Genomic DNA, 22,527 nt, shown 5'->3' with positions numbered 1-22,527 from the left:
CCATGACACCGCAAAAAGAAACACCAGCCTATGGCTGGTGTTTCTTTTTATCTTCTTACTTACTGCCGGTGTTGATGAAAGGGGCCAGCGCAGCTGCCACACCGCTGACGGGCATGGTCTGGAGCACCACACGACCCGGGCCGGTGACCACCGTATTGAACAAGCCTTCTCCCCCGAAGAGCACGTTCTTCACGCCTTTTACCATCTGGATATCCATAGAGCAGGTAGCATCCATCATAGCCAGGTTGCCGCTGTCTACCACGATGCTCTGCCCCGGCTGGAGGTCATATTCCACCACGGAGCCGTCCAGCTCTACAAAAGCCGTACCACTGCCGGACAACTTCTGCATGATGAAGCCCTCGCCGCCGAAGAAGCCTACGCCCATCTTTTTCTGGAAGAAGATAGACAGCTCCACACCCTCCTCAGAGGCCAGGAAACCACTCTTCTGCACCACCACGGGATGGGCAGGATCGATCTCAATAGCACGGATGGTGCCGGGGAAGCTGGACGCAAAGGCGATCATGCCCGGCCCGCCCTGAGCGGTATATGTATTCTGGAAAATGGAATCACCGGAAAACATCCGTCCAAAGGCCTTGCCCAGGCCGCCTGCACCGGTCTCCATCTTCATGTTGGGGCTCATCCACACCATGGACCCCCGCTCGGTGATCATGGACTCTCCGCCCTCCAGGTGGCAGATCACTACCGGCATAGGCTCGCCTTGGATCTCATACTTCATAGGATACCCTCCTTTTTCTGTGGTGGTTTCAGTATATTCCGCCTTCCGAAGGATTTCAAGCGTTGCGCCTCCATCTTTACAAAATCTTCAGATCTGTGTTATGATGGGAAAAATCGACAATGGGAGGCGCACATCAATGACACAGCTGACACGAGAGCAGGCCCTTGACCTGCTGAAGGAATACAATCACGAGCCCTTCCACCTCCGCCACGCCTTTACGGTGGAAGCAGTGATGGACTGGTACGCCAAGGAGCTGGGCTATGGAGACCAGGCGGCTTTCTGGGCCATGGCCGGTCTGCTCCACGACCTGGATTTTGAGCAGTACCCCGACGAGCACTGCGTCAAGGTCCGGGAGATCATGGAGGCCAAAGATCTGGACCCTGCCCTCATCCACGCTGTGGTGAGCCATGGCTGGGGAATGACCGATGGTGACGCTCAGCCGGAGCATGAGATGGAGAAGGTGCTCTTCGCCGCCGACGAGCTCACCGGCCTCATCGGTGCGGCGGCCCTGATGCGTCCCTCCAAGAGCGTGCAGGACATGGAGCTGTCCAGCCTGAAGAAGAAGTATAAAGATAAGCGCTTTGCCGCCGGCTGCTCCCGGGAGACCATCGCTCAGGGCGCCGAGATGCTGGGCTGGGAGCTGAACGACCTGCTGGACCGCACCCTCCAGGCTATGAAGGCCAAGGAGGCTGATATCGAGGCCCAGTGCGCTGATCTGTAACTCCAGAACAATAAAAACTGCGGCCTGCCGAATCAACGGCAGGCCGCAGTTTTTTATTATCCGTTGGCAGCAGCCACGTCAATACCCGCCCGCTCCTGGGCGATGTTCAGTGCGTGGTCGCCAATACGCTCGAAGTCGGTAAGCAGCTCGGAGAAGATAATACAGGCCTCGTCGGAACAGGTGCCCTTCCTCATCCGCTCCATCTGGTGCTTGCGGTAGCTCTCGGTCATGTCGTCCATCCGCTGCTCCAGAGCAGAGACCTTGGTCAGCCACTCAGTACGCTGGATGTCCTCCTGCTCCAGCAGGTCCATAGCCTCCAGGCAGGCACTCTCCATAGTCTTGAGTTCCTTCTGCGCTTCCTCTGAAAAATGGATGTTCTTCTCGTGCATCATCTGGGTATACTCACAGATGTTCATGGCGTGGTCGCCGATACGCTCGATATTGCCCGTGATCTTGAAGTAGGCACTGACGGCCGTGGAGTCCTTTTCGTTGGTCTCAAACACGATGACCTTGGAGATATACTGGGAGATCTCCTTGTTCAGGTAGTCGATATACTCCTCCGTGGCCAGGGCTTCCTCCACCCGCTTGGGGTCGCGGTCCAGCACTGCCTGGAAGCCCAGTGCGATGTTATCCTTGGCCATGGCCAGCATCCGGTTGAGTTCCTGACGCAGCTGGGTGATATACATCGCAGAGAAACCGATGGGGTGCTCCTGCTTGGTGTGGACAGGGCCAGGCACCAGGTAGGCCAGGTGCATGCCCTCCTCCCCTGCCTCGCTGCGGTCGGGCAGGATCTTCATGGCTATCTTCACAAGGTAGCCGCCCAAAGGCAGCAGCAGCAGAGTAGTCACCACGTTGAACAGGGTGTGCATGTTGGCGATCTGAGCCGCCGGATTAGAGGGAGTCAGTTCCTGCATCCACTGGGTCAGCGGGGTGAGGATGCAGATGATGGTAAAGATCGTGGTACCGATGAGGTTGAACATCAGATGGATCACCGTGGTACGCTTGGCGTTGCGGCTGGTACCCACGGAGGCCAGCACAGCGGTGATGCAGGTACCGATATTCTGGCCGAACAGGACGAACACGGCGTTGTCCAGCCCGATCACGCCGCTGACCGCCAGAGCCTGCAGAATACCCACAGAAGCGGAGGAGGACTGGATCAGGGCAGTAAAGGCCGCGCCGGCGACGATACCCACCAGAGGGTTGGAGAAGGTGCTGACCAGATCGACAAATGCGGGCCACTCACGCAGGGGGGACATGGCAGAACTCATCATGTCCATGCCGATAAACAGCACGCCCAGGCCAGCCAGAATATTGCCGTAGTGGTGAATCTGGGGCTTCTTCAGGAAGACCACCATGGCCACGCCTACAAAGGCGAACAGCGGAGCCAGCACACCCACATCCAAGGCGATGAGCTGGCCGGTGATGGTGGTACCAATGTTGGCACCCATGATGATCCACACTGCCTGACGCAGAGTCATCATTCCGGAGTTGACGAAGCCCACCACCATGACAGTGGTGGCGGAAGAGGACTGGATGACGGCGGTGATGCCCGCGCCTACCAATACACCGAGAAAGCGATTAGAGGTAAGCCGCTCCAGGATGCCTTTCATGCGGTTGCCCGCCGCAGCCTCCAAACCGGAGCTCATCATCTGCATACCATAGAGGAACAGAGCAAGGCCGCCCAGCAGCCCCAGGATAATGGTCATTGCATCCACTTTATTTCCCTCATTTTACACTCTTTTTTCGATACTATTACATTTTCCAGCATGTAGTATACCGAATGTAAAGTTGCCAGTCAATGGCTTTTACGAGAACTTTACAATTCATTTTTACCAGTTATTTTGTGTATCTTTGCCAGTGTTTTTTTGAGAATTTGCTTTCTCTCCCAGTCTTTGGTGAATGGGTTGCCTTTTCACAGGTTTTGGGCTATACTACCCTCTATACCGGCAATCCAACGTAAAAGGAGAACAAATATGGAGCATCCATCCGCCAAGCGCCCCCACGGCCCCAAAAGTAAGGCCGGCAAGCTGCTGATCAATCTTGTGGTCACTGCTGTTGTGGGATTCCTGTATTTCTATATTACCCTGCCCCCAATCAATCTCCAATCCGGAGACTTCTATTCCTTCGTCGGCATCCTGTGCGTGGTGTACGTCATCTGCGCTCTGGTCACCTCCGGCATGCAGGCTGTCACCTCCGGCGGCGGACCTAGGGAATATCTGCGCTTCATCAAGTCCCAGTGTCTGCCGGTGGGCATTTTGTTCCTGGCCCTCATCGTGGTGGCCATTGTGGGCTCCATCATCTCCTTGCCCATCTTCCGGGCGGGCGCCTACCGGGATCTGCTGACGGTTGAGGACGGAAAGTTTGCCGAGGACATCAGCCAGATCTCCTTTGACAAGATCCCCACCCTAGATCGGGCCAGCGCTGAGTACCTGGGCGACCGCCAGATGGGTACCCTCAGCGACATGGTCAGCCAGTTCGACTACTCCGCCGACTCCACCCAGATCAACTACCAGGGCCGGCCCGTCCGTGTGGCCCCCATCGCCTACGCCGACCTGATCAAGTGGTTCACCAACCGGTCTCAGGGCCTGCCCGCCTATGTCATCGTGGACATGGTGACCCAGGAAGCCACCGTAGTGCGGCTCACCGAAGGAATGAAGTACTCCTTCTCCGAGCCTCTCAACCGCAACATCGAGCGTCATCTCCGGTTCCAGTATCCCACCTATATCTTCGGTACCCCTCAGTTTGAGATCAATGAAGAGGGCCAGCCCTACTGGATCGCCCCCCGCATCGTCAAGACCATCGGCCTGTTCGGCGGCGAGGATATCTGCGGCGCCGTGCTTGTAAACGCCATCACCGGTGAGAGCACCTACTATGAGCTGGCCGATATCCCCACCTGGGTGGACAATGTGTTTACCCCCGAGCTTATCATGGAACAGTATGACTACCATGGCACTCTGGTCAACGGCTTTATCAACTCCATTTTCGGCCAGCGGGACGTGACAGTGACCACCGAGGACTCCAACTATATTGCCCTGAATGACGACGTGTATATGTACACCGGCGTCACCTCCGCCAACGCCGACCAGTCCAATCTGGGCTTCCTGCTGTCCAACCAGCGCACCAAGGAGACCAAGTTCTACTCCGCCCCCGGCGCCACCGAGGCTGCGGCCATGTCCTCCGCCCAGAGTGAGGTGCAGGATCTGGGCTACGTGGCCACCTTCCCCCTGCTGCTCAATATCGACGGCCAGCCCACCTACTTCATCCCCCTGAAGGGCAAGGACAATCTGGTAAAGATGTACGCCATGGTCAATGTGGCCCAGTACCAGATCGCCGCTACCGGCACCACTGTGGCCCAGTGTGAGCAGGAATATATCCGCATGCTGCGGGACGGTGGGATCACCCAGACCGAGGACGTGCCTCAGACCGAGGCCAGCGGCGTCATCGCCGACATCCGCTCCGCCGTCATGGACGGAAACTCCTACTACTTCATCCGCCTGGAGGGGGATGAAACCTATTACAGCCTGTCCGCCGCCGCTAATCCGGTGGCTGTCATCCTCAACGTGGGCGACACTGTCACCATCCACCACACCGCTCCGGTGGAGGGAGGCGACAACTCCATCCTGGACGGCTCCATCATCACCCTGGATGAAGCTGCCCCGGAGACCACACCAGAGCCCGAACCCATAGTCAGCCCCGCCGTCACTCCGGCGGCATAAATGAAAAACCCGGCCCCGCCTAACGGCGGGGCCGGGTTTTTCTGTTTGGTTACGCCGGGCGGATGACCATTTCCTTGATCAGTCCCGTCCGGGAGTCATAGCTTTCGATATTGACGATCACATGGACCATGGGACCTCCGTAGCTGGCGTAAAAGTTCACCGTTCGCTCATCCACAATCATAGGGTCCTGGATGGACAGGCCGCCCAGGATGAATTTATTGTGGTAGAACATATCCACCGCCCGCTTGCCGTAGATATAGAAGTTATCCTGGCCCACGACGGCGGGACAGTAGTCGAACAGGCGGCAGTTGTCCGCGAAGCAGCGGGAGAGGGCCTGATAATCCTTGCTTTCCATGGCGTTGACGTAATCCGCAATAATCATTTCCCGTTCCCTCCTTAATACACCTTTTCGGAATTGAGCAGCGCGTCCGTGCCTGCGTCCACAAAGAGGACCACGCCGTTGATACCGTGGGCCTCCGGGGAGGCCAGGAAAACGATGGCGTTGGCGAGATCCACCGGGTCCATCAGGGCGTCGGTCCCGTAATTCATGGGCACCGGAAGAGCCTGGACCGCCACCTTCTGTTGAGGGCTGAGCTGATCGGTCATGGCAGTATGCACGTTGCCGGGAGCCACCGCGTTGAGCCGCACGCCCCGGGCGCCCCATTCGGCACTCAGCCGACGGGCCCACCGGGCCAGAGCATACTTGGTAGCGGCGTAGAAGGTGTGGGCCGTCTTGGGATCGTAATCCTTTACCAGATTGAGGATGCGCTCCTCATTGGGCTGGTTGTTCAGCATGCCTACCACATCCATCCGGGCTCCGCCCTGGGCGATGGTATTGGAGGAGGTGACCACGCAGCTGCCCTTCTTCTTCTCCAGCAAGTCGAACACGCCCTGGGCCATCTCAGTGGCGCCGAAATAGTTCAGGGATATGATCAGCGGGATATTGTTGTTCACGCCGGCGTTGCAGATCATGGCGTCGATGCCGTCGGGGAACTGGCGGTGCAGGGCATCCAGTGCCTTCTTCCGGCCTTCCTTGGTGGCCAGGTTGGCGTCAATGTCTCCGCCCTTCAGGTCGATGTTGACTACCTGGTGTCCTTTCTCCTTCAGGATCTCCACCGTTTTCGCACCGATACCGCTGGAGCCGCCGGTGATGACGTAGATGCCCATAATATTTGCCCTCCTAAGTTTTTAATTTTTATACTTAGGAGTTTAGTGTCAAAACCAATCTATGTAAATTAGCATTACCTGCTAAAAAATATTTTGTTCTAAATATCTTTTTTGTGAAAAAAGCGCATAATTTATCCACTTTTTCTTGTTACTTTTTTGTCAATTCGTCTAATTTATTTTTTCACAAACTTTTGTCATTTTTGCGTCTAATCGTTAATTTTTTATCGTTTTCGTTACTTTTTTGTCAAGTTGTTTTTGTCCGGCAGCAGAGCCAGGGCCTGGGGCGAAAGCAGCAGCAATGCACACAGGTTGGGCAATGCCATCAGGCCATTAAACAGGTCGGTGAGCTGCCACACTACGGTCACGTCGGCGGTGCTGCTCCACACCACAGCCGCCAGGAAAGCCAGACGGTAGATCCCCTTCCAGCGGTCAGTGCCGGTAAGGGCGGTAAGGCTGCGTTCTCCGTAATAGCTGCACCCCAGCAAAGAAGTGAAGGCAAACAGCAGCAGGCACACCGCCAGGAAACCTTCCCCAAAGGGCCCCAGCACGGTGGAAAATGCAGCGGCGGACAGGGGCGCACCCAGCATGCTGTCGGTGATGGTTCCGGTGCGGAGAGCTTCCAGGGCTGCCTCTTCCTGATATACCCCGGAGGTGAGGATCACCAGGGCGGTGATGGTACACACCACCAGGGTGGCAAAAAAGACCTCAAACATGCCCCACAGGCCCTCTTCGGCAGGATCCTCCACGTCGGAAGCGGCGTGGGCCATAGCGGATGTGCCCATGCCGGCCTCGTTGGTAAACACCCCACGGGCTACCCCATAGCGCAGGGCGGCGGTCATAGAATAGCCCGCCCCACCCCCCAGGGCCGCCTGGGGACAGAGCGCGCAGGTCACAATGCGCTCCAACGCCCCGGGCAGGGCTGCCCGGTGGCAGAACAGCACCACAGCGCCACCACCCAGAAAGAGCAGGGCCATACAGGGAACCAGTTTTTCGCTGACCTTGCCGATACGGCCGATGCCCCCTAAAATTACCGCCCCGGTGAGCAGGGCAGTAACGACGCCCACCGCCAGACGGTCCCAGCCAAAAGCAGCCTCCAGAGAGGCAGCGATAGAGTTGGACTGGACCAGATTGCCCCCCGCCAAAGAGGCGGCGGCGCAGCTCAGGGAAAACCAGGCCGCCAGAAAGGGACTGCCCAGACCGTGAGCAATGTAGCACATGGGCCCCCCCTGCCACAGCCCATCTCTCCCCCGCTCCCGCCAGCGCACCGCCAGGGTCTTTTCCACAAAGCTGGTCATCATGCCCAGGAATGCGGATACCCACATCCAGAATACCGCCCCTGGCCCGCCGAAAAAGATTGCAGTGGCCACCCCAGCGATGGAACCGGTGCCGATGGTGGAGGCCAGTGCGGTGGACATGGCCTGGAACCGGGTCAGCCCCCGGCCGGTGCCCTTTCTTCCGCCGCCCAGCAGTCCGCCCAGCGTGCCCCCCAGCCACCGTTTGATTCCAAATATCTGAAAAAAGCCGCTTTTTACCGAAAAATATAGGCCGCTGAGCAGAAACAGACCCAGCAGCCAGGGATTCCAGAGCCAATCGCCCAGGCGCTCCAAAATGGCCATGCCCCCACCTCCTCCTTTCAGAGGTATGCGGTGGGGGCATGGGTCATGCCTGATACGATTTTATGTTAACGGCAGACGGGCGGTAAAGGTCACCCGGTCACCCTCCATGGCAGCAGTCAGCTTGCCTTTGTGCCGCTGGACGATGGCCCGGGCAGTGGACAGTCCGATGCCGTAGCCGCCCGTCTCCCGGGATCGGGAGGGATCGGCCCGGTAAAACCGGTCAAACAGTCGGGGAATCTGGGCCGGGTCCAGCCCGGCACAGGGATTGGAAACAGCCAGCACCGCCCAGCGACCCTGCTGGGTCAGAGTGAGTCGGATCACACCGCCGGCATCGCAATACTTGACTGCGTTATCCAGCAGCAGGGTGTGCAGCCGTTTCAGATTTTCGGTGACCCCCCGCACCACCAGGTTGGGGACCACATCACTCTCCAGAGTCTTGCCGGAGGCCTGAGCCAGAGGTCCATAATCCTCTGCCTGAGCGGCAGCAATGCGGCTCAACTCAACCGGCTCAGCTTCCGCCTCCGGCAGAGCCTCCTCGGAGCGGGCCAGTTCCACCAGGTGGCCAATGAGCCGGTCCAGCCGACGCACCTGCACCTGAGTGCTCTCCAGCCAGCGATTTTCCCCAATGCTGGCCTCCAGCAGGCCAGTGTTGGCCGAAATGACAGCCAAGGGTGTTTTCAGCTCATGGGAGGCGTCGGTAACAAACCGGCGCTGTTTCTCCAGATTTTCCGCAAAAGGCCGCACCACCCGGCGAGAGAGGAGCACCAACAGCAAAAATACAATGGCCACGCAGGCCAGGGAGGCCAGCAGCGTCAGCCGCAGCACGTTGCTGGCGGCCTGGAGCTGGAGAAAGCAGTCCAGCACCACAATGGTCTGACCGCCGTCCTCTTCGTTAAAAATGCCGTAGCGGTAATATCCGCTGTACCCGGAAGTCCGGCCGGAGTCCAGGATGTACTCCACCTGCTCCACCACCCGTTTCCGGTCCAGGGCAGCAATGTGGTCGGTGTCCACATCCGCTACCTCCAGCTGACTGGTCAAACGCACGACAAAGTAACGGGTCTCAAAGGGGGTCTCCATGGTGATCTGGAAACCGGGAAAAGCGGCGGGGTCCACCGGAGCCTCCGGCTCCGGAAATTGGCCGGCGTTCTGGTGGAGGAGCTGAATGACCTCATCTGCCCGGTCGGTGGTCATATAGCGATAGCCCAGATTAATGACCAGACAGAGCGCAGTCAGCGTCCCGGCCAGAGAGGCCAGCGCGATCAGAAGAAAACGCCGCCGCAGAGTGCGGATCATGTCCCGGCCTCCAGCATATATCCCCGCCCCCTGCTGGCTGCGATGCGCACGTTGGCATGCAGACTTTCCAGCTTTCGGCGCAGATAGGAAATGTATGCCCATACGACGCTTAATTCCGCCTCGCTTTCATAGCCCCAGATCCGCTCCATCAGCTCCTCGGTGGATAAAAACCGGCCCTGCTGGCGCATCAGCAGCTCCAGCAACTGGTATTCCCGGTTCCCCAGCCGCACCGAGGAACCGTTGGCCGAGAGTTCAAAGGTAGTACGGTCCAGGGTCAGGTCTCCCACCGTCAGCTGATCCGGTGTAAAGGCTCCGCTGCGCCGGGTCAGTGCCCGCACCCTGGCCACGAATTCTCCCATGGCAAAGGGCTTGGACAGATAATCGTCAGTCCCGGCGTTCAGGCCGCGGATGCGGTCGCTCACCTCGCCTTTGGCGGTGAGCAGCAGTACGGGGGTGGATACCCCCTTCTCCCGCAGCTGATGGAGCACCTCCAGCCCGTCTCGGCGGGGCATCATAATATCCAATACCAGACAGTCGTAATTTTCAGCCAGTCCATAATCCAGGGCATCCTGCCCGTCATACACTACATCCACAGAATAATGCTCCCGCTTCAGCATGGCCTCCAGCGCCTGAGCCAAATCCCGCTCGTCGTCGGCCACCAGGATACGCATGTACACCAGTCCCTTTCATTTGAAGTCAGGAGACAGTGTAGTGGGAGGATGTGCCCTGGATATGGCTGGTTTTTAAACAATTTGCAAATTTTCTCAGGCGTCAGCCTCCTCACTCAGCTCCAGGGCGCAGGAAAGGGTGCCGTCCTCCTGCTGTACAAAGGAGAGAGAGATCTCATCCGTGCCGGAAAGCAGAGTCACGGCGACAGTGCCGTCCTCCTGCTCCGTCACGTCGGTGACCGAGCCTTCACTGAGCTCCAGTACGGCAGAGGCGGTCTCAGCGCCGTCCAGGTCCAGTACAGCCACCTCCACCGTACCCTCTGCGGGCAGGCTGGCCACCGTCAGGGTCCCATTCTCATCCGTCAGATACTCCGCCTCGGTATCCCCTGCGGTGAAGCGGATGGTGGTGTCAGCCAGAGAGGCCCCGGCTTCATCCTGAAAGATTGCCGTCATGGTGAGGGTGGCAGCGATCTCGTCCTCCACTCCGGCGGTATCAGCCGGACTCTCTACAACTTCTTCCTCTGCCGGAGTGTTGGTGGGATCGGGCGAGGGGCTGGCCGTCTCCTCCGCCTCCTGCTGAGAGCAGGCGGCCATAGTCAGTGCCAGGGCCATACCCAGGCCCAGAGCCATCCATTTATTATGATGTTTCATACAGATTACCTCCAAATCGTGAGTTCGGGGCGTCGCCCCTTGGGACCTATCATACGCCCCCAACTCAAAAACAGCTTTAAGCCCTCCTTTTAAGTTGCTTTTAAGTCCCGCACCTATAATGTGGGTAATGTCTGCCAGGCCCGCGCCCGACAGGCATGGAAGTAAGGAGGGATCTGATTTGATCGAGATCGACCATCTCACCAAACGCTACGGCAGCCACACCGCGGTGTCAGACCTGTGCCTGACGGTGGAGCCGGGGCAGATCTATGGATTCCTGGGGCCAAACGGCGCCGGGAAATCTACCACCATGAATATCATGACAGGCTGCCTGGCCGCCACGGAGGGCACTGTGCGCATCGGCGGCCACGATATTTTTGAAGAACCGGCCAAGGCCAAGGCTCTCATCGGCTACCTGCCCGAGCAGCCACCGCTGTATCTGGACATGACGCCTCTGGAGTATCTGGGCTTTGTAGCTCAGGCCAAAGGGGTGAGCCGGGAGGATCGGAAGCGGCAGCTCAAGCACGCCATGGAGGTCACCCAGATCGAAGGGGTACGGGACCGGCTCATTAAGAACCTGTCCAAGGGCTACAAGCAGCGGGTGGGCATTGCCCAGGCCCTGCTGAGAGAGCCAAAGGTGGTCATTCTGGACGAACCCACCGTAGGACTGGACCCCATTCAGATCATTGAGATCCGGGACCTGATCCGGGAGCTGGGAAAAAATCATACTGTCATCCTCAGCAGCCATATCCTCTCCGAAGTGCGGGCTGTATGTCAGCAGATCATGATCATTTCCAAGGGCAAGCTGGTGGCCAGCGACACCCCGGACAATCTGGAAAAGCTGTTTGCAGGCACTGCCACTCTGGAACTCACCGTAAAGGGCAGTGAAGAACAGGCAAAAGCCGTTCTGGAGCGTCTCCCGGGTGTGAGCGGCCTTACCTGCCGTCCGACCGGTGAGGAGGGCCGCACCGCCGTCTCTCTGGAGACTGATCCCCCTGCGGACCTGAGCGAGGCCGCCTTCCATGCCTGCGCCGCCCATGATCTGCCCATCCTGCGGATGGATATGCGTCGGGCCAGCCTGGAGGACGTGTTCCTGGAGCTGACCGCCGCCGATCAGCCGGAAGCGCCCGCTCCGGACGCGTCTGAGGAACCTGAGGAAAAGGAGGAGGAAGTATGACCGCCATCTATCAGCGGGAGCTGCGCTCCTACTTCCACGGTATGACCGGATACGTATTTATCGCTTTCCTGCTGCTCTTTTCCGGTATCTACACCATGTTCTACAACCTGAGCAGCGGCTACCCCAATTTTGAATATGTGCTCCAGGCCATGACCATCATCTTCCTTATCGCCATTCCCATCCTGACCATGCGGGTCATCGCGGAAGAGCGTCGGCAGAAGACTGATCAGCTGCTCTACACCCTGCCGGTGGGCATGACCCGGGTTGTGTTGGGCAAATACCTGGCTATGGTTACCGTGGTAGCGGTTCCCTGCGTGGTAATGATCTTCTATCCCCTGCTGCTGTCTACCTTCGGCACAGTCTCCTTCACCACCGCCTACGGTGCACTGGTAGGCTTCTTCCTGCTGTCTGCTGCCCTGTCCGCAATCGGGCTGCTTATTTCCTCTTTGACGGAAAATCAGGCGGTGGCCGCCGGACTGTGCTTTGGCGTCATGCTGCTGCTGTACTTCATGTCCTCTTTGTCCTCCTTCGTGCCCAGCTCCGCCGGCGCCTCTCTGGGCGCCCTGCTGGTCACAGTCCTGGTGATCGCCATTCTGGTCCGGGTCTTTACCCGCTCCGCTCCCGCCGCTATCATCACCGGTCTGGTGGGCGAGGGTATCCTGTTCGTCACCTACCTCACAGCCTCCGACTCCTTCTCCGGCCTCTTCGGCCGGGTGGTGGACGGGCTGTCCGTCTTTGCCCGGTTCGACACCTTCGTGGATGGCATGTTTGACTGGACGGCGGTCATTTATTATCTCTCCATCATCGCCGTGGCGCTCTTCCTGGCGGTGCAGTCCATGGAGAAGCGGAGGTGGAGCTGATGAAATGGAAAAAACCCAGCGCCGCCGCCATTAAGGGCTCTTTCCGCACCCGGAGCTTCCGGGCAGGCGGCTACAGCCTGGCGGCAGCAGCAGTCGTAGTGGCCATCGCTGTGGCCGTCAACCTTGTGGTGGGCGTCCTGCCCGCCGACTGGACCAAGATCGATCTGACCAGCACCGGACTCTATTCCCTGTCCTCCCAGACTCAGCAGATGGTGTCTGCTCTGGAGGAAGAGGTCAACGTATACTGGATCGTACAGAGCGACACCGAGGATGATACCATCGGAGAACTGTTGGATCGCTATGAGGACCTATCCAAAAACCTGAAGGTGGAGCGGAAAGATCCGGTGGTCTATCCCAACTTTGCCCAGCAGTATACCAGCGAGACTCTGTACAACAACTCCCTGATCGTAGTCTGCGGTGACCGCAGCCGCTATATCAGCTACTACGACATCTATGTCACCGATTATTCCTCCTACTATACCACCGGTACCGCGTCTACCCAGTTTGACGGAGAGAGCCAGCTCACCTCCGCCATAGACTACGTGACCAATGAAGATCTGCCGGTGGTGTACACTCTGACCGGCCACGGTGAGAGCGAGCTGCCCTCCAGCCTGTCCAGCGGCGCAGAGGAGGAAAATCTGCTTCTGGAGGAGCTGACCCTGCTCACGGAAGACGCGGTTCCTGAGGATGCCGACGCCCTCATTATTTACGCTCCTCAGAACGACATTTCCGCAGATGAAAAAGATATGCTCCTCACCTATCTTCAGGGCGGCGGCAAACTGCTGCTGGTCACCGACTACAGCGAGACGGAAATGCCCAACCTGGCAGAGGTCATGGAGTATTACGGCACCTCTCTGACAGACGGCATTGTTCTGGAGGGAGACAGCAGCCACCACCTGCGGGGCTCCAACTACTACCTGCTGCCTGACATCGGCAGCCACGATATCACCTCTCCCCTGTCCAATGAGGGCTACTATGTGCTGATGCCGGTAGCTCAGGGTATTGACATTGCCGACGAGCTGCGGGAGGGGCTCAGCGTCACCTCTCTGCTCACCACTACCTCTTCCTCCTATTCCAAGCCGGACGGCTACAATCTGACCACCTACGACAAGGAGGACGGCGACATCGATGGACCCTTCTCTCTGGGTGTGGCCATCTCCGAGGAGGTAGAGGGCGGCACCACCGGTATCGTGTGGCTCACCACCAGCTTCATGTTTGAACAGGAAACCGACCTGATGGTGTCGGGCGCCAACACCGACCTGTTCCTCAACGCTCTGGACTGGATGTGCCAGCGTGAGAGCGCCATCTCCATCCGGGCCAAGGACCTGTCCACGGAATATCTGACGGTTCCCTCCGCTGATGCTTCTACCTGGAGCCTGATCCTGGTGGTCACTCTGCCGGCGGCCTTCCTCATTGCGGGAGCCTATGTGACCATAGTTAGGAGGAAACGCTGATGAAACGAGGAAGCAAACTGCTGCTCCTGTGTCTGGCCCTGGCAGTTCTGGCCGCCTGCTATTTCGGGGTGCGGCAGTTGACTGCCGAACCGGACGAAGAAGAGGAGGGCATCGCCCTGGCCGCACCGGAGACTCCCACCCAGCTGTCCTGGACGGATGACAGCGGCACTCTTACCCTGGAAAACAGCGGCGAGGATGGCTGGACTTACGCCGACGACACCGCCTTCCCCCTGGATCAAACCGTACCGGAGGATATGACCTCCGCTCTCTCCTCCGCCTCCGCCAGCCGGCAGATCGATACGCCGGAGTCCCTGGAGGACTACGGACTGGACGAACCTGTGCTCACCATCACCGCCCTGGACGAGGACGGAACGGAGTACACCTACGCCTTCGGAGATGTGAACGAGCTGACGGGTGAATACTATCTGCTCTGCAACGGAGACGAGGACACCGTGTATCTGGTGGGCTCCGAGCTCCACGACGCCTTTAATCTGGATCTGTACGACATGGTGGAGATGGAGGACCTGCCGGAATTCGGCTCCGTCACCGCTCTGTCTGTGGAGCAGCCCAGCGGCAGCCTGTCCCTGCGCTATGAAGAGGATAGTGCCGGCCTGAGCTACGATGCCGACAAGCACTGGTTCCTGGAGCAGGGCGATTCCCTCCTGGCGCTGGACAGCAGCAAGGTCAGCTCCCTCACCAGCTCCATCACCGGCCTGTACTGGAAATCCTGCCTCACCTATAACGTAGACGATGAGGAACTGGCAGCCTGGGGACTGGATGACGACAGCGCGGTGATCATTACCGCCTCCTACACCGCCGCCATCGACGAGGGTGAGGAAACCGCCGAGGAAGAAACCTTCGCCCTGCGGCTGGGCGGCACCTGTGACGACGGGACCTACGCCATGCTGGAAGGCTCCACCATGGTATATCTCATTGACACTGAAACCGCAGACAGCCTGCGCTACGCCTCCTACTCCTCCCTGCGGTCCGATTCCATCTGCTCTATGGACTGGGATACGGTGGACCAGCTGGACATCACTCTGGACGGCACCACCTACACCATCTCCTTTGACGTGACTGAGGTGGAGTCCGACTCCGAGGACGAGGACGCCGAGGTGGAGACCACGACCCTCTACACCTGGAATGGTCAGGAGCTGGACAGCACCGAGGTGGGGAACATGCTCTCCTCCATCAACAGTCTGACCGCCACGGGAGACGCCTCCGGCAGCACCGGAGCGTCCACCCTGATCTCCTTCACCTTCCATCGCAACACCGGGGACGACTTCTCCCAGCTGACTCTGACCCTGTCTTCCTGGGACACCGGTTCCTGCCTGGCCTCCTTCACCGGCGAGAGCAGCCGGCTGGTGGACCGCAGCGCGGTTACCAGCTTGACGGAGCAGATCCAGGCACTGTTTGAGTCGTAACTGCAAAAAACACCTGCCGCAGGCATTCAGCCTGCGGCAGGTGTTTTTCGTATGTCTCAGTTGCCGTTGAACTCGTGGAAGAACCGGTCGTGGATGACCTGCACCGCACGGTCAGCCTCCGGCAGATCCACCAGGACGGAGACCTTGATCTCGCTGGTGGAGATCATGTTGATGTTGATGCCGGCGTTGTACAGGGCCTCGAACATCTTGGCGGCCACGCCGGGATTGTGTACCATACCGGCGCCCACGATGGACACCTTGGCAATGGAGTCGTTCACGTCGATATGATCGAAGCCCAGAGCAGTCTTGTGGTCCTCCAGAGCCTGCTTGGCGCGGTCCATGTCCTGCTTGCCCACGGTGAAGCTGATGTCCTTGGTGTTGTTCCGGCCAATGGACTGCAGGATGATGTCCACGTTCACGTTCTCCTTGGCCAGCAGAGAGAAGATTTTAAAGGCAACGCCCGGCTCGTCGGGCAGGCCCACTACCGCCAGGCGGGCCACCTTCTTGTCGCAGGCTACCCCGCTGATGTGCATTTTTTCCATGGTCTTCGCAACCTCCTTGACTTTCGTACCCGGTCTGCCGGAAAAGCTGGAGAGTACCTCCAGGCTGATGCCATACCGCTTGGCCATCTCCACCGAGCGGTTGTGGAGCACCTGGGCGCCCAGGGTGGCAAGCTCCAGCATCTCGTCATAGGTGATCTCCTCCAACTGGAAGGCGCCCGCCACCGTGCGGGGATCGGCGGTAAAGACGCCGTCCACGTCGGTATAGATCTGGCACAGGTCGGCGTGGAGCACGGCGGCCAGTGCCACCGCAGAGGTGTCCGAGCCGCCCCGGCCCAGAGTGGTGATATCCTCATACTTGTTGATGCCCTGGAAGCCGGTGACGATCACGATGGCTTTCTTGTCCAGCTCGGCCAGCACTCGCTCGGTATTCACCCGCTTGATCCGGGCGTCGCCGTATACAGAATTAGTGCGGAACCCGGCCTGCCAGCCGGTCAGGGAAACCACAGGATAGCCCATAGCCTCAATAGCCATGGCACACAGGGAGCAGGAGATCTGCTCGCCGGTGGAGAGAAGCATATCCATCTCCCGCTTGGAAGCGTTGGGATTGATCTCCGCGGCCTTGGCAATCAGGTCGTCGGTGGTGTCGCCTTGAGCGGAGAGCACCGCCACGACGTTGTGGCCCCGGCGATAAGTCTCAGTAATGATGCGGGCCACGTTGCGGATGCGGTCCGCGTCCGCGACGGAGCTGCCGCCGAACTTTTGCACGATAAGTCCCATTGGTGTTTGTACCCCCTAAATCACAGGAAAATCTATACTGCCGCCCGCTGCCTTATCCTATGCAGCGGCAGCAGTACCGGTCAATCCAGCACCCGGAAGACCGAGCATACCTTCAGCCCGCTCAGCCGTCCATCCAGGGCGGCGCGGGTCATAGGCTCGGTCACCAGAGCGAATTCCCCTTCCGGGGCGCCCGCCCGGGCCAGCAGAGTCCGCTCCGGGAAAGCGGCCTTTACCTGCTCCGCAGACCCTTCCACCCGGACATACCAGGCGCTCTCCAGGTCGGCGGGAGACACGGTCACGTCCTCCCCGCCTTCCGACCAGAACATCCGCTTCTTCTCGTCCCGATGCTTGGCAGCGTCAATCACATCGGCTACCACAGCGGAGGCGGTAGGCAGCTTGCCGGCACCCCGGCCGTAGAACATCACGTCGCCGATGGCGTTGCCCTTCACCGTAATGGCGTTGAACACGTCCTCCACGCCGGCCAGCGGATCCTCCTGATCCACCAGGTGGGGCGCCACGTAGGCGCACACCTTGCCGTCAGGCCGGTGGATGGCCCTGCCCAGAAGCTTGATCTTCTTTCCGCAGGATTCGGCGTAAGCCACATCTGCCAGAGTAACGCTGGTGATACCCTCGGTGGGCACCTGGCGGGGATAGACATGCCGCCCAAAAGCCAGAGAGGCCAGAATACAGATCTTGCGGCAGGCATCGTGGCCCTCGATATCGGCGGTGGGATCCTGCTCGGCATAGCCGTTGGCCTGGGCCTCCTTCAGGGCCGCGTCAAAGCTCAGACCCGCCCGGATCATCCGGGTCAGGATATAGTTGGTGGTACCGTTGAGGATGCCGCACAGCTCCTGGATCTCATTGGCCGCCAGGCACTGGTTCAGAGGCCGGATGATGGGAATACCCCCACCCACACTGGCCTCAAACAAATAGCTGACACCCTTCTCCTGGGCCAGCCGCAGCAGCTCACAGCCGTGCTCGGCCACCAGCTCCTTGTTGGAGGTGACCACGCTCTTCCCCGCCATCAGCGCCCGACGGGTGAAGTCCAGGGCCACCTTGGCGCCCCCGATGGTCTCCACCACGATGTTGACCTCCGGATCATTCTCAATGATGCTGAAGTCATGCACCACCTTGTCGACAAAGGGGCTGTCGGGGAAATCCCGCACGTCCAGGATATATTTCAGGCGGATCAGATCGTCCACCTTCCGATCGATATGGGGGCCGTTGGTGGCCAGGACTTCCGCTACACCGGAGCCCACCACGCCGAAACCCAGGATCGCCACATTCACCATGGTATCGTTCTCCTTTCTGTCATGCAGGCATCAGCCCGCCAAAATCTCACAGCGCAGGACGGCCTCCTGGCCTTGTACCTGCTCCAGCAGCTCTTCCAGAGAGGTCTGAAGCCCCGATGTCTCCGCTCCGATGGTCACCGCCGCACAGCCGTTCACCGGGATAGCCTGATTGATGGTGAGAATATTCCCGCCGCTCTGGGCAAAAATACGCAGGACGGAGGACAATCCCCCCGGTTCGTCCTTCAGCAGGATCTGAAAGGTAACGATACGTCCGTGGAGCATATCGTTAAAGGGCTGCACCGCATCCTTATACTTATAAAAAGCGCTGCGGCTGATCCCCACCCGCCGGGCCGCCAGGTTCACCGTGTCCACCTCACCGGTCTCCAGCAGGCGCTTGGCCTCCGCCACCTTCAAAAACACCTCAGGCAGGGCGCTGGCCTCCACGATAAAATAGTTGGGTGTCTTTCCCATGGATAACCTCCCGACTGTCCTTATTGGAAAGTCATTTGTCTGCGTCTTGTGGTCTATTGTAGCACACCCACCCCGTTGCCGCAAGGGCTCCAGTACCCTTTGAGTGCCGATTTCAGGCTGGTCCGCTCCTCCATTTTTCGTCATTTTATACATATCCAGTGGGAGGAGGGATGACGATGCAAGACAACAGACGCCTGCGCTTTTTCCTCCGGCTGGCCGGTGTTGGGCTGCTGGCGGCCGGTTTGTGGCTGGCTATCCGGGTGCTGCTCCCCTGGCTGCTTCCCTTCCTCGTTGCGCTGGGTCTGTCTGCCCTGCTGGAGCCGGCGGTAGGCTTCCTCATTCGGAGGACAGGCATGGGCCGGCGCTGGGCCGCGGGGCTGTGCGTGGTGGTCCTGGCAGGCGGTCTGGCAGCGGGCATCGGCCTGCTGCTCTGGCGGGCGGGATATGAGCTCACTGTACTGCTGGGCCGGCTGCCCGCCCTTATGTCCGGTCTGCCGGAGCTGGCCGCGGCATTGGAGAGCAGGCTCTATCGCTTCCTTGTGGCGCTGCCCGTTCCCGCACAGGAACCGGTGAAGACCGCTCTGGAGGAGATGATGGAACAGGGCGCCGGTCTGCCGGCCCGTCTCTATGAAATCCTCACCACGATGGTGGGACGCGGTATCTCCGTGCTGCCCGCGCTTTCTCTCTTCCTGGTGACCGCTTTGCTGGCCACCTATCTGATGTGCGCATGCCGGCCGGAGCTGTTGGAGCTGATCAGGCAAAACGCACCGGAGCACTGGCAGGAGAAAGCCCGACAGCTGAAAAACGGCCTGAAGCAGGCCCTGGGCGGGTGGCTCAGGGCCCAGCTGCTGCTCATGCTCATCACCTTCGGGGAACTCACCGTCGGCCTGCTTCTGCTGCGGGTGGAACTGGCCCTGCTGCTGGCCGGACTTATTGCTCTTCTGGATGCTCTGCCGGTCTTCGGCGCGGCGGTGGTGCTGGTCCCCTGGGGAGTGGGTGCTCTGCTCACCGGCCGTACGCTGCTGGGTGTGGGGCTGCTGGTCTTGTGCGGACTGGTCACCCTGATGCGCAGTCTGCTGGAGCCCAAGCTGGTCGGCCACCGCGTGGGGCTCCACCCGCTGGCTGCTCTGGCCGGGATGTATGTGGGCTTCCAAGCCTTTGGGGTGGCAGGTATGATCCTGGCTCCTCTGCTGCTGGTGCTGGCAAAGCAGCTCTGGTCCTTCGGCATCCCCCAGACTTTCTGGAACAGCTTATAAAAATGCCCCGGAGCGCCGTATGCACTCCGGGGCATTTTTCATTCTTTAGTGTTGAGCAGACGTTGTGGGTGAGGCCGCGGGCGGCGGCGTTGTCTCCGTTACCGGCGGAGTCGTCTCACCACCCGGCGTAGGCGTCGTCACCGGCGGCAGATTATAGTCCGGATAGGTGGTCTCATCCGCCGGATCAAAGCCAGGCCACTGCTCCTGCGTGGGCCATGTGGAGGGATCATACCGGTTGAAGGAATAGGGATCATATTCCGCCGGAGGCTCCACAGGTGCAGAGGTGTGGGTCGTACAGGTTCCCTGGGCTTCCAGGAAGCTGTACAGATAGCTGCTGTCACGGGCCACAGCTCCACCCACATTCTCTCTGGTATAGTCCAGGATTCCGATCGTCTTCACTGTGCCCTCAGTAATGCCCAGAGCGGCATTGGCCTCCCGGGGACAGAACTCACCCGCCAGGTGATACAGACCGGAAATGGCCGTCCCATCAGACCCAAGCACCGGGCAGGCCGTGCAGACCTCTACCTCCTTGTGCAGATCACAGGACTCTGCCGGGATATCCTCTTCAAAGAGCGTGACGCTGATAACTCTGCTGCCCCGGGGATCGGCGGCACAGGCCTCCGTGGCCCGCAGGCCGCTGTCCTGACAGATCTGCACCGTTTTGGTCCCGCTGGCCGAACTGAAGCTCTTGTTCTCCAGTCCCTCGTGGATAGGCGCCATGACCTTTTTCCACATGCTGACCGCCGGGTTGCTGCTGCTCTTGACCTGCTCCGGGTTTTTATAGCCCACCCAAACGGCGGCTGTATAATAGGGCGTATAGCCCACGAACCACTTGTCGTTGCTGGACGTGGTGGTACCGGTCTTGCCCGCCACAGTCATGCCGGAAAGCTGCGCTCCGGTACCGGTGGCACCGCTGTACTTGCCGTTGACCACGCCCTTGAGCAGTTCATTCACATACCAGGTAGTCTTGGTGGACAGAACTGCCTCCGGCTCGCTCTCTGTATTGTCCAGCAGCACCTCTTCCACTCCGTCTACCTCACGGGTGACCTTGGTGTAGGTCTTGGGCTCTATATACAGTCCGTCCCGAGGGAACACGGAGTAGGCGGCCGCCATATCCATAACGCTGACGCCCTTGGTCAGACCGCCCAGAGCCAACTGGCTGGTACCGTAGTCATTCTTGACCTCGCCGCCCGTTACCAGCTCTTCCACCAAGTCAATATGGAAGTTCTCCTGCATAAACTGGAAGGAGGTCTCCACACCCAGCTGCTCCAGCGTCCGCACCGCCACGGGGTTAGAGGATACGGCGATGGCCGGTGCCAGATTCATCAGGCCCTTATAATGGGAGTAGGAGTTGACAGGCCAGGCCTTACCGCTGTACACCTGCACCGGATAGTCGTCAATAGCGGTTGCCGGGCTAATGACGCCATACTCCAGTGCCGGAGCATAGACAGACAAGGGCTTAATAGAGGAGCCCGGCTGCCGGTAGGTCCCGCTGGCCATGTTGAGCAGGAGGTTACCCTCCTTCTCCCCCAGGGCACCTGCCAGACCCACCACGTTCCCTTCCGGGTCGATGATGACGATGGCAGACTGGATCTCCTGACCGCTCTTGGATACCAGATCCAGGTTGCTGCGGTCATAATAGACCGACTCCACTACGGACTGGATCTCCGGGTCCACACAAGCGTAGATCTTCAGGCCGCCGGAGAGCACCATGTCCTCGGCGATCTGCTCGGAATAGCCAAACTCGTCCATCAGGTCCTCAATGACGTCGGAAATAACCTGCTCGTCATACCAGTTATAAATGGTAGTGGGCTTTTTCTCATCCTGCTCGCGGACAAAGTTCAGCTCTTCCGCAACGGCCGCGTCATATTCTTCCTGGCTGATCATCCCCAGGTCCAGCATCTTCCACAGCACCAGCTCCTGGCGCTGCTTGTTCCGCTCCCGCCCGGTGGTGACCTCTCCGTCTTTGTTGGTCATACGCACGGTGGAATAGGGACCGTAGATGGTGGGGTTATTGGTAATGGAAATGAGGCTGGCGCTCTCGGCCAGGGTCAGTTCCGACACATCCTTGCCGAAATAGTTCTCCGCAGCGGTTGCTACACCGTTGCAGCCGTCGCCCAGATAGATATAATTGAGATACCACTCCAGGATCTGATCCTTGGAATAGGTCGCGTCAAAGTCCAGAGCAGTAAAGATCTCCAGGATCTTACGCTTAACCGTCACGTCGTCGTACTGGGTGACGTTCTTGATCAGCTGCTGGGTAATCGTGGAGCCTCCCTGGATGTCTCCGCCGGTAAACATGAGCAGCACGCCCTTGAGGGTACGCTTCCAACTCACGCCATTGTGCTTGTAAAAGTTTTCATCCTCGATGGCAATGGTAGCCTGCTGCAGAGACTTAGGGATCTGATCCAGCTCCACCAGTTTTCGGTTCTCACTGCCATGGAGCGCCAAATGCTCCACATATTCGCCGGTCTCCGAATCCTTATAATAAATGGTGCTGGTCTGGTTCATAACAAAGTTGGCGTCCAGATGGGCCTGAGGGATGATGACCGTGCGGATATAATTAGCCGCAAAGCAGGCCAGGATCACCGACGTGATCAGGCCGATGAGGAAAAGCGTACCCACTACCTTTCCTATGGTGGAAAACACCACAGTGGTCGTGGACGGCTTTTTTCTCCGTCGCTCAGGACGCGGGTTCTGATTGCTGGTCACTGACAAAATGGCACCTCCGTTTTCAGGTGGAACAGT

Annotated in this window: 19 protein-coding genes; 7 read left to right on the top strand and 12 right to left on the bottom strand. The window is 59.1% G+C overall.

Going from position 1 to position 22,527, the window contains the following annotated elements; genetic code table 11:
- Positions 1-55 precede the first annotated feature (55 nt).
- Complete coding sequence (locus ACTNB1_RS00345; protein ID WP_441167304.1) at positions 56-736, bottom strand: TIGR00266 family protein; 681 nt, start codon at positions 734-736, stop codon at positions 56-58.
- A gap of 136 nt (positions 737-872) precedes the next feature.
- Here ACTNB1_RS00345 and ACTNB1_RS00340 point away from each other — a divergent pair, with 136 nt between their 5' ends.
- Entirely contained in the window at positions 873-1,457 is a 585-nt protein-coding gene (locus ACTNB1_RS00340) for a hydrolase (protein ID WP_441167303.1), read from the top strand.
- 56 nt (positions 1,458-1,513) lie between these two features.
- On the opposite strand, the gene ACTNB1_RS00335 is transcribed toward ACTNB1_RS00340, so the two are convergent.
- On the bottom strand, positions 1,514-3,163 hold the full coding sequence (locus tag ACTNB1_RS00335; protein WP_441167726.1) for a Na/Pi cotransporter family protein: 1,650 nt from the start codon (positions 3,161-3,163) through the stop codon (positions 1,514-1,516).
- 267 nt (positions 3,164-3,430) lie between these two features.
- Here ACTNB1_RS00335 and ACTNB1_RS00330 point away from each other — a divergent pair, with 267 nt between their 5' ends.
- Positions 3,431-5,173 (top strand): CvpA family protein, encoded by a 1,743-nt coding sequence (locus tag ACTNB1_RS00330; RefSeq protein ID WP_441167302.1) that lies wholly within the window; start codon positions 3,431-3,433, stop codon positions 5,171-5,173.
- Positions 5,174-5,222: 49 nt separating this feature from the next.
- Here the strand turns inward: ACTNB1_RS00330 and ACTNB1_RS00325 are convergent, their stop codons facing one another.
- The 6 genes from ACTNB1_RS00325 to ACTNB1_RS00300 form a co-directional block, all read right to left on the bottom strand.
- Complete coding sequence (locus ACTNB1_RS00325; RefSeq protein ID WP_441167301.1) at positions 5,223-5,555, bottom strand: hypothetical protein; 333 nt, start codon at positions 5,553-5,555, stop codon at positions 5,223-5,225.
- 14 nt (positions 5,556-5,569) lie between these two features.
- Positions 5,570-6,340, bottom strand: a complete 771-nt coding sequence (locus tag ACTNB1_RS00320; RefSeq protein ID WP_441167300.1) for an SDR family oxidoreductase — start codon at positions 6,338-6,340, stop codon at positions 5,570-5,572.
- A gap of 233 nt (positions 6,341-6,573) precedes the next feature.
- Complete coding sequence (locus ACTNB1_RS00315; protein WP_441167299.1) at positions 6,574-7,956, bottom strand: alanine/glycine:cation symporter family protein; 1,383 nt, start codon at positions 7,954-7,956, stop codon at positions 6,574-6,576.
- A 60-nt stretch (positions 7,957-8,016) separates the two neighbouring features.
- Positions 8,017-9,249 carry a sensor histidine kinase gene (locus tag ACTNB1_RS00310; RefSeq protein WP_441167298.1) on the bottom strand — a complete coding sequence of 411 codons (1,233 nt, stop codon included), beginning with the start codon at positions 9,247-9,249 and terminating at the stop codon, positions 8,017-8,019.
- Positions 9,246-9,920, bottom strand: a complete 675-nt coding sequence (locus ACTNB1_RS00305) for a response regulator transcription factor (protein ID WP_441167297.1) — start codon at positions 9,918-9,920, stop codon at positions 9,246-9,248. Before ACTNB1_RS00305 ends, ACTNB1_RS00310 begins: the two co-directional genes overlap by 4 nt.
- 93 nt (positions 9,921-10,013) lie before the next feature.
- Positions 10,014-10,568: a hypothetical protein gene (locus ACTNB1_RS00300; protein WP_441167296.1), complete on the bottom strand. Its 555-nt coding sequence runs from the start codon at positions 10,566-10,568 to the stop codon at positions 10,014-10,016.
- Positions 10,569-10,746: 178 nt separating this feature from the next.
- Between ACTNB1_RS00300 and ACTNB1_RS00295 the strand changes: the two genes are divergently transcribed.
- The 4 genes from ACTNB1_RS00295 to ACTNB1_RS00280 are packed head-to-tail and all read left to right on the top strand — an operon-like array spanning position 10,747 to position 15,480.
- Positions 10,747-11,742, top strand: coding sequence for an ABC transporter ATP-binding protein (locus tag ACTNB1_RS00295; protein WP_441167295.1), 996 nt, complete (start codon positions 10,747-10,749; stop codon positions 11,740-11,742).
- Positions 11,739-12,602: an ABC transporter permease subunit gene (locus ACTNB1_RS00290; RefSeq protein ID WP_441167294.1), complete on the top strand. Its 864-nt coding sequence runs from the start codon at positions 11,739-11,741 to the stop codon at positions 12,600-12,602. The genes ACTNB1_RS00295 and ACTNB1_RS00290 overlap by 4 nt, the downstream gene beginning before the upstream one ends.
- A complete protein-coding gene (locus tag ACTNB1_RS00285; RefSeq protein ID WP_441167293.1) occupies positions 12,602-14,056 on the top strand; it encodes a Gldg family protein in 1,455 nt (484 codons plus the stop codon). The genes ACTNB1_RS00290 and ACTNB1_RS00285 overlap by 1 nt, the downstream gene beginning before the upstream one ends.
- A complete protein-coding gene (locus ACTNB1_RS00280; protein WP_441167292.1) occupies positions 14,056-15,480 on the top strand; it encodes a DUF4340 domain-containing protein in 1,425 nt (474 codons plus the stop codon). Before ACTNB1_RS00285 ends, ACTNB1_RS00280 begins: the two co-directional genes overlap by 1 nt.
- A gap of 56 nt (positions 15,481-15,536) precedes the next feature.
- Here ACTNB1_RS00280 and ACTNB1_RS00275 read toward each other — a convergent pair whose 3' ends face one another.
- The 3 genes from ACTNB1_RS00275 to ACTNB1_RS00265 all read right to left on the bottom strand — a co-directional run bounded on the left by ACTNB1_RS00275 (position 15,537) and on the right by ACTNB1_RS00265 (position 18,523).
- A complete protein-coding gene (locus ACTNB1_RS00275; RefSeq protein ID WP_441167291.1) occupies positions 15,537-16,760 on the bottom strand; it encodes an aspartate kinase in 1,224 nt (407 codons plus the stop codon).
- A gap of 80 nt (positions 16,761-16,840) precedes the next feature.
- A complete protein-coding gene (locus tag ACTNB1_RS00270; protein WP_441167290.1) occupies positions 16,841-18,052 on the bottom strand; it encodes a homoserine dehydrogenase in 1,212 nt (403 codons plus the stop codon).
- 30 nt (positions 18,053-18,082) lie between these two features.
- Complete coding sequence (locus ACTNB1_RS00265) at positions 18,083-18,523, bottom strand: ACT domain-containing protein (RefSeq protein WP_441167288.1); 441 nt, start codon at positions 18,521-18,523, stop codon at positions 18,083-18,085.
- 176 nt (positions 18,524-18,699) lie between these two features.
- On the opposite strand from ACTNB1_RS00265, the gene ytvI reads away from it, so the two are divergent.
- On the top strand, positions 18,700-19,779 hold the full coding sequence (gene ytvI, locus ACTNB1_RS00260) for a sporulation integral membrane protein YtvI (protein WP_441167286.1): 1,080 nt from the start codon (positions 18,700-18,702) through the stop codon (positions 19,777-19,779).
- Positions 19,780-19,824: 45 nt separating this feature from the next.
- On the opposite strand, the gene ACTNB1_RS00255 is transcribed toward ytvI, so the two are convergent.
- A complete protein-coding gene (locus tag ACTNB1_RS00255) occupies positions 19,825-22,491 on the bottom strand; it encodes a transglycosylase domain-containing protein (RefSeq protein WP_441167725.1) in 2,667 nt (888 codons plus the stop codon).
- Positions 22,492-22,527: the final 36 nt, after the last annotated feature.

The organism is Flavonifractor sp. HCP28S3_F3 (genome assembly GCF_052065355.1).
In the GTDB taxonomy this organism is placed as follows: domain Bacteria; phylum Bacillota; class Clostridia; order Oscillospirales; family Oscillospiraceae; genus Flavonifractor.
The sequence above is the reverse complement of the archived record's forward strand: the minus strand, read 5'-3'. Positions and strand labels throughout refer to the sequence as shown.